This window comes from Streptomyces sp. AcH 505, assembly GCF_000818175.1.
GTDB lineage: Bacteria > Actinomycetota > Actinomycetes > Streptomycetales > Streptomycetaceae > Streptomyces.
Map to the genome: position 1 here is coordinate 5,401,003 of NZ_JTIY01000001.1, position 7,373 is coordinate 5,408,375.

Below are 7,373 nucleotides of genomic sequence, written 5' to 3' on the forward strand. Positions count from 1 at the left end.
TCGCCCAGCAGAACGTCCAACTGGCCGAATTACGCCAGGCCATGACCTCCCTCGCCCGGGACACCGGCACGCCGGAACCCGCGGCGGCGACCGGGCACCCCGCCGAACCCGAGGCGCCGGCCGACAGCCTGCCGGGCCCGGTCGCCCGCCGCTTCCAGGAGACGCTCTCGGTCCTCGACGCCGTCACCCGCGAACTGGCGGCGGGGGAGCGGGCGGCGCGGCGCACCGTCACCCAGCCGGAGCTGAGCAAGCTCGGCTGCGCCACCCTGACCCGGACCCTCACGGAGGCCTTCCGCAGCTCCGTCGCGGACTGGCACCGGACGCCGGGGTCCGGCGCGCCCGCCGGCGACCGGTGGGACGAACTGCGCCAGATCTGCCGGGAGTACGAGAACGCCGTCGAGGTGCTGCCCGTCCATCTGCTCGGCAACCCGGGCCCGCCGCATCCGCTGACCGCTGCCCGCTCCGTCGAGGTGCTGGCCGAGGAGGTGTGGGAGACGCTCAGCGCTGCCGCGGCAGCGTGACCCTGTGCAGGGCCGCGGCGAGCCGGGTCAGCCGGTCCTCCGCCGGGCGGACCTGCGTCTGGTCGAGGGTCACCCCGACGACGAACTCGTCGGGCGACGGCCAGGTCACGAACACGGCGCCCTCCTGCACGTCCAGCACCAGACGCTCCACCACCGGCTGATCGGCGCCGGGGGTAGCGACCAGGCACAGCGCGTCGGCCAGCCGGGCCAGATGGCTGCCCAGACTGAACGCGAGATCGCGGTAGGCGGTGCGCCGGGTGCGCACACTGACGTCCATGAAGCGCGGGCCGAGGTCGGGCGCGTCGAAGACATCGCCGACGCAGACCAGCGTCCGGTCCCGGTAGTACGCGGCGTACTGCAGGTCCGAGGTGCTGAGATGGCTGCCCCACAACGCGCGCAGCCGCTGCTCGTACGGGCCGTCCGGCTCGGCCGCCGTACCGTAGTCGACCCGCAACTGGGCACTCAGGGGCGTGTCCTGGACCGGCGCCGACTCGGGGCCGCCCAGCATCTCGCTGGGGAGCTTGTGCACCTGCGTGCGGATCCGGGTGACCAGCTCGTTCATGGCCTCGTCCATCGCCGGTACGTCGTCCGGCGCGTCGGCCACGGCCGCCACGTACTCCCCGGGCTTGACGCGGCCGCCCCACAGACCGCCGCCCGCGTTGGCGACGACCGTGCGCATCAACTCGCCCGTGCCCAGGGGGCGCAGGAGTGAGCCGAGGTCCTGGGTGCACAGCAACAGCCGGCTGCCGGCCAGCGACTCGTCCTGGAGGTCGTCACCGTTCTCCAGGAGTGTGCTGCTGAGCGGCGCCCGCCGGGCGCGGCACACCACGAAGTCGAGGGTGCCCGCGCTGTAGTGCGAGAGTGACCGGACGGCGGGCGTGGCAGCGGCGGTTTCCTGTGCCAACTCCGTTACTGTGCCGTGGAGTTGGCTGGACCAGTGATGCTCTCGCAAAGTCTGGGACACGTGCTCCGCCGGTACTGCCACGTCTCCTCGCCCTTTCCGGTTGGCAAAGCTCAAACGCCTTTACAGGCCCGGTAGTTCGTAGTCGACGTCAAATCCCGACGGCGGCTCGGTGCGGGCCCTCGTCGAACCCGTCAGCCAGTCGTGATGGGCCTTCACCCGCCGTGCGTCCGGCCGGTGCCCGATACCCAGACGCTGCAGCCGGGTGAGGGCATTGTACGCCTGCACGACCGCTTCGTCCGTCTTGCCCGCTGCCGCGAGGGTGACCGCGAGCGAGTTCTCCGCCCCGGCCACCCAGAGGTGGGCATGGCCCAGTTTGTGCGTCAGCACATTCAGGGCCGACCGGCCCGTCTCCTCCGCCTGGTCGAACCGGCCGAGGGAGCGCAGATACACGCCCTGTCGGACCTGGCAGGCTGCGGTGTACGGATGACCGGGGCCGAACCGGTCGGCCAGCGCCACACCGCACCGGCGTGCCTGCAGCTCGGCGTCCTCGAACTTGCCGAGCGCGTGCAGGTCGGCCGCGTAACTGAACCGGCAGCGCAGCGTGTCGAACCGGTCGGCGCCGAAGCGGCTCACATACAGGTCCAGTGCCCGCCGGTCCCGCTCGTGGGCCCCCTCGAAGCCGTACCTCGGGTCCTTCGTTGCGGGGTAACCGTCCGCGAGACGGCGCTCGCTGACGGCGAGTCCGACCTCGGTCCTGAGCCGTGCCAGGTCCCACACGTCGCCGTGGCGGCGCAGCTCCTGGCGCAGCAGATCCCGCGACTCGCCGTCCCTGCCCGTCATCCGGTACAGGTAGGCGAGCAGGTCGGCCGAGCGCCAGGAGGCCGCGTCGTCCTTGCCGCCCATGGACTGCCGGTAACGGAACCGGTCGAGGATCCGGTCGAGCCCCTGGTCGATGCGGCCGGTCAGCGCCTCGGTCAGGGCGAGGTTGTGCTCCACCTGCACGGTCGCCTCGTGCTTCCACCCCAGCAGCAGGGTCAGCCCCTCGACGGCGGGCCGGATCTGCATCAGCGCGTCGTCGAACCGGCCGAGCGCGCGCAAGGTCGCCGCGTGCGAGTCGGCCGACAGGAGCGTACGGGGGTGTACGAGCCCCAGCAGCCTGCGGTGGCCGCGCAGCGCCTGCTCGGACTGGCGCCGCGACTGCTCGTAGTCCCCGACCAGCCGGTGGGCGCGCGCGGTGAGGTTGAGCAGCCGCAGATACTCCGGCGTCTCCTCGTCACCCTCCGGCGCCCAGGCGGCGCGTGCCTTGTCGGCGATGTCCAGCAGCCGGTCCAGGTCGGCGCTCTCCCCGCGCTGGCTCAGCGCGTTGAGATGGCGCAGCAGCGACCGGCGCACCCGGGGCCGGGAGTCCTCCCACAGCCGCAGCGAGTACACCTCGCGCGCCCAGTCGGCCGGCAGGGCCTCCTCGGCGCGCGGTACGTACTCGGCGATGACGCCGCGCAGGACCGACTCGACATGCAGCCGCTCCTGCGGCGCCATCCCGTCGCGGATCAGGTCGCGCAGCGCGTGGTGCTGCGCCAGCGGCTGCTCCTTCCGGTCGAAGTCGACGTCGATCAGGCCCACTTGGGCCAGCGACCACAACGCGACACTCACCATGTGCTCGTCGGGCAGCTGCACGTCGTCCGGATGGGGCTGCACCGTGGTGCCGTTCTCGGGTCCCGCCGAGTCGTCGCGGGCCAGCTCGGACAGAATCCGCCGGGAGCGCAGCAGTTCGAGACCCATGCCGCGCCCGGTGAGCAGCGAGGCGGCGTTCAGCAGCCAGTCGAGCGGCATGCGCGCCGAGCTCTCCGCGCGCCAGGCGGCGGCCCCCGGCGTGCTCTGCGCCACGCGCCGCGCCACCCGCACCATGACCTCGACGGGCGGCGCCGCCTCCGCCGTGTCGAGGATGTCGGTCTTCGCCGTGCGGAACGCCTCGACGACATCGGCGACCGCGGCCCGGGTCGACGTCTCCTGCCCCATGTGGTCGTCACGCCGGTGGGTCTCGGCGCGCTCGGCCAGACAGTGGGCGGCCAGCCACAGCGCCAGCGGGACGAAGTCCACCACGTTGCCGACCTGTTCGGCCTGCTCCGCGGCGAGTTCCGGCAGCCGCTCCCGCAGCAGGGCCCGGCATTCGGCCGACGTCATCCGGGGCAGCGCCGAGCCGGTCAGCCGCGGACTTCCGCCGTCCTGCGGCGGCGCCGTACGGCCGGTGATCAGCACATGCCCGCGCTCGTGCGGGACGGGGAGCAGATCGCGCACCTCGGCGAAGTCCGCCACGCCGTCGTAGACGATCAGCCAGCTCCCGTCCCGGTCGCTGTCGCCGTCCAGCGGGAAAGCGGGATCCGACAGCCGGCCGAGCAGCTCGGCCACCCCGCCGTCGGCCGCGACGATGCCGAGCAGGCCCGCGAGCCGGGCGAGCCCGCGCCGTACCCGCAGCCGCTCCCAGGAGCGCACCCACCACACCACGTCGTACCCGGCGCCGTAGCGGTGGCACAGCTCCCGCGCGGTCTCGCTCTTGCCCCAGCCGCTCGGGGCGTGCAGCACCAGCGCCGCGTGCTCCTCGCCCGCCGCCCGCAGCTCGCTCTCCAACTGCGCCAGCGCCGTGTCACGGTCGACGAAGTCGCCGTTGCGCTCGGCGACGTTGGTCACCCCGGGCAGCCGGGGGAAGCGCGCCCCTGACGTACCGTCACGCGGCACCACGGGGCCGAGCCGCAGGCTCGCGTAGAGGATCCGCAGGGCCTCGTCCTCCGTCGTGCCGCGCAGATCGATCCGCTCGTGGTGCGCGGTGTCCGCGTCCGAGAACGGCTCGTCGACGAGGACGATCCGCACGTCCGCGTGGGACAGCGCGGCGACCTGGGCCAGCAGTGTGTCGTCGGCGTCGGGCAGTGAGAGGAACAGCAGCGCCGTGCCGGGGGTGGGGCGTTCCCCCGCGTACATGTCGCTCCTGCGCAGCTCCGTCTCGATGCCCCGGTCACCCAGCCGGTCCGCCAGCCAGGCGGCCCAGGGCACATGGCGTCCCGAGTGCACGACGGTGACATCGCTGAGCGGCAGCGGCCTGCGCTCGCGCAGCCAGTCGGCGAGCTGCGCGTAGTACGGGCGCAGGCCGGTGACCGTACCCGCGTCCTCGTTCTCGACGGCGAGCCGTCTGCTGTCCATGTAGAGCGGGTTGTACGGGATTTCGAGAAACGGAATCTCGCCCTGGCCGCGTGCCTGGGAGAGCGGCCCGAACTTGCGCCGGACCCGCTCGCGCGCCACCCGCAGCCGGTCACGGGACCCGACGTCGCTCTTGAGCCCCAGGGTGAGCAGCCGCAGCGGCCGGGTGGCGCGCACCGCGGACAGGTCCTCGGCGAGCGCGGCCGCGCCGTCGATGGACCACGCGGTCATCGCGAAACAGATGACGACGGAGTCGGCGAACCGCGCCAGCAGGCCGGGCACCGCGGCTCCGGGGGCGTCGGGCACCGGCGCCTCGACGAACACGTGGTCGTAACCGGCGGCCACCGGGTCCGAGCCGAGACCGGTCAGCGAGTCCGCGTCCGGACGGACCGCGTACGCCACCGTCCCCGGCGTGGGTTCGGGTACGGGCGGCCCCGCCGCTTCACCCGGCCGGCCGTCCACGATCAGCACACTGCGGTTGCCCTCGGCGAGGATGTCCGCCGCGTTGCGCATGGTGGTGCTGAGCCCGAGGTTCTCCGAGGTGGTGAAGAAAACGGTGAAGGGACCAGAGGGTGCGAAGGGGTCGGCGTCGGGCATGGCCTCTCCGTTCCGTGCGGCGGAGCAAGGAAGGTGGACTTAATGGATATAACGGAACAATGAGAGATGTCAGTATAGAAGCGCCGACAGGCATCTCACAGACTCTCGGAGTGACCCGTGACGAACGGGTCGCCCGCCGCACAGCTCTCGCGCACCCGGCGCAGCACGTCCCCGAGGACCGAGTCCGGCAGGGCGGCGATGTCGGCGAGCGGCAGATCCGAGATGTCCAGTACGGCCGACTCGGCGTCAGCGCCGGGGATGACGCCCTTGGCTGCGGCTGTCATATGCGCTCCGTGGTGTCTCGGGGCCGCTCCGCCATGGCCCGCCCAGCGAGTACGCGTCAGGGAAAGCGTGTCCCCTCCAGCGTACCGCCACCCCGGCCCGGCGAGCAGGGCCGGACAACGCGTTCCTGACCGGCAACTCGCCCTGTTCGGAACCCCTTTGGCTCAATCGTGATGTTGACGCTGTTCGGCGCCCGAACGAACATGGGACGAACATGGTGTGCTCCGCCCCGCCGGTCCCCGCTCCTGGCCGGCCACGGACGGCAGGCGCACGACTTCGGGGGGAAGCCGATGAGTCGACCGCCACTGCGGCAGGCCGAGCTGCCCTGGCCGACGGCCGCCGACGTGACGGCCAGGGAAGCGGCGGGCTGGGTGCCGTCCCCGCTGCACTCCTTCGTCCTCAAGATCCACAGCCGCTGTGACCTGGCCTGCGACTACTGCTACATGTACCGCTCCCACGACCAGAGTTGGCGCACCCAGCCGCGCACCATGACGGACGGGACCGTCGACCTCGCCGGCACGAGGATCGCCGAACACCTCGCGGCGCACGGCCTGCGCGAAGCCGGTGTCGTGCTGCACGGCGGCGAACCGCTCCTCGCCGGCGACGCCACGCTCGCCCGCACCGCCCGGGTGCTGCGCGCCGCCGTCGGCGACGGCATACGGCTGAACCTGTCCCTGCAGACCAACGGCGTACGGCTCACCGAGCGCCGCCTCGACCTGTGCGCCGAACACGGCATCCGCGTCGGGGTGAGCGTCGACGGCGGCAGGGCCGCCCAGGACCGCCACCGCAAGGGCGCCGACGGGCGCGGCAGCCACACCCGCGTACGTGAAGCGCTGCGGCTGCTCTCCGAAGGGCCGTACCGGCACCTCTTCGCCGGGCTGCTGTGCACCGTCGACCTGCGCAACGATCCCGTACGCGTCTACCAGGACCTGCTCGCCCACCGCCCGCCGTCCCTCGACTTCCTGCTGCCGCTGGGCAATTGGCACACCCGACCGCCCGGCCTCACCCCCGGCGACGGGCGTACTCCGTACGCCGACTGGCTGTGGGCCGTCTTCGAGCGGTGGTACGGCGCCCCGGTCAGCGAGACCCGGATCCGGCTGCTCGACGACCTCATGGCGCTGCTCCTCGGCGCCACCCCGGCGACGGAAGCCCTCGGCCTGCGCCCGGTGCGCTACGCCGTCGTGGAGACCGACGGGGCCCTCGCCCAGGACGACACCCTGCGCACCGTCTACGCGGGCGCCGCGGCCACCGGACTCGACCTGCGGCGGCACTCGTTCGACACGCTGCTCCGCCACCCCGGCGTCGCGGCCCGCCAGTGGGGCGCCGACGCGCTGTGCGCCGACTGCCTGGCCTGCCCGCTGCACCAGGTGTGCGGCGGCGGGCACTACGCCAACCGCTACCGCAGGGACACCGGGTTCGCCAACCGCAGTGTGTACTGCGCCGATCTCACCGCCCTGATCACCCGGGTACGCGGCCGGCTCGCCGCCGACGTGGGGGCGGTGGCATGACGCCGGCGCCGCATCGGATGCCGGGCCCGCTGTTCGACGCCGTCGCCGAAGGCGGCGGCGGGGCCGAGGCGTTGCTGCTGCTCGCCCGCGCCGAGTACAGCAGACGGCTCGCCTGCGTGCACGCGATCACCGCTGCGGCGCGCGAGATCGGCGGCGCGACCGGCCAACAGGCCCAGGAAGCCTGGGAGTTGCTGGCCGCAGCCCAGCGGGCGGCCCCCGAAGCGGCGGCAGCGGTCATCGCCCACCCCTCGGCGGGCCCGGCGCTGGCCGGGCTGCTCGCCCGGGTACAGCGGGTGGGGGAGCAGGGCCCGAACCCACCCCTGGCCCCCACGCCCCCGGCTCCTCCCATGCACTGGCTGACCGCGATAGCCG

The 7,373-nt window shown here is 73.0% G+C and carries 4 protein-coding genes and 2 pseudogenes; 3 read left to right on the forward strand and 3 right to left on the reverse strand.

Annotation, left to right across the window (positions count from 1 at the left end; genetic code table 11):
- Positions 1–521 (forward strand): annotated as a pseudogene (locus tag HY68_RS44050) (hypothetical protein); the annotation flags it as partial.
- Here HY68_RS44050 and HY68_RS24315 read toward each other — a convergent pair.
- From HY68_RS24315 to fxsA, 3 genes are all read right to left on the reverse strand, one after another.
- Complete coding sequence (locus HY68_RS24315; RefSeq protein ID WP_241778668.1) at positions 499–1,425, reverse strand: hypothetical protein; 927 nt, start codon at positions 1,423–1,425, stop codon at positions 499–501. The pseudogene HY68_RS44050 and the gene HY68_RS24315 overlap by 23 nt on opposite strands.
- A 120-nt stretch (positions 1,426–1,545) precedes the next feature.
- Positions 1,546–5,211: an FxSxx-COOH system tetratricopeptide repeat protein gene (gene fxsT, locus HY68_RS24320; RefSeq protein ID WP_041992241.1), complete on the reverse strand. Its 3,666-nt coding sequence runs from the start codon at positions 5,209–5,211 to the stop codon at positions 1,546–1,548.
- 95 nt (positions 5,212–5,306) lie between these two features.
- Entirely contained in the window at positions 5,307–5,495 is a 189-nt protein-coding gene (fxsA, locus tag HY68_RS24325) for an FxSxx-COOH cyclophane-containing RiPP peptide (protein WP_041992244.1), read from the reverse strand.
- Between the two features lie 288 nt (positions 5,496–5,783).
- Between fxsA and HY68_RS24330 the strand changes: the two genes are divergently transcribed.
- Together HY68_RS24330 and HY68_RS24335 are read left to right on the forward strand one after the other, a co-directional pair.
- Positions 5,784–7,001 carry an FxsB family cyclophane-forming radical SAM/SPASM peptide maturase gene (locus tag HY68_RS24330; protein WP_041992247.1) on the forward strand — a complete coding sequence of 406 codons (1,218 nt, stop codon included), beginning with the start codon at positions 5,784–5,786 and terminating at the stop codon, positions 6,999–7,001.
- Positions 6,998–7,373 (forward strand): annotated as a pseudogene (locus HY68_RS24335) (HEXXH motif domain-containing protein); the annotation flags it as partial. The gene HY68_RS24330 and the pseudogene HY68_RS24335, both read left to right, overlap by 4 nt.

Excerpts from the sequence above, each read along its gene's own strand:
- fxsA (WP_041992244.1), bottom strand. The coding sequence starts at position 5,495 with ATGACAGCCGCAGCCAAGGGCGTCATCCCCGGCGCTGACGCCGAGTCG.
- fxsT (WP_041992241.1), bottom strand. The coding sequence starts at position 5,211 with ATGCCCGACGCCGACCCCTTCGCACCCTCTGGTCCCTTCACCGTTTTC.
- HY68_RS24330 (WP_041992247.1), top strand. The coding sequence starts at position 5,784 with ATGAGTCGACCGCCACTGCGGCAGGCCGAGCTGCCCTGGCCGACGGCC.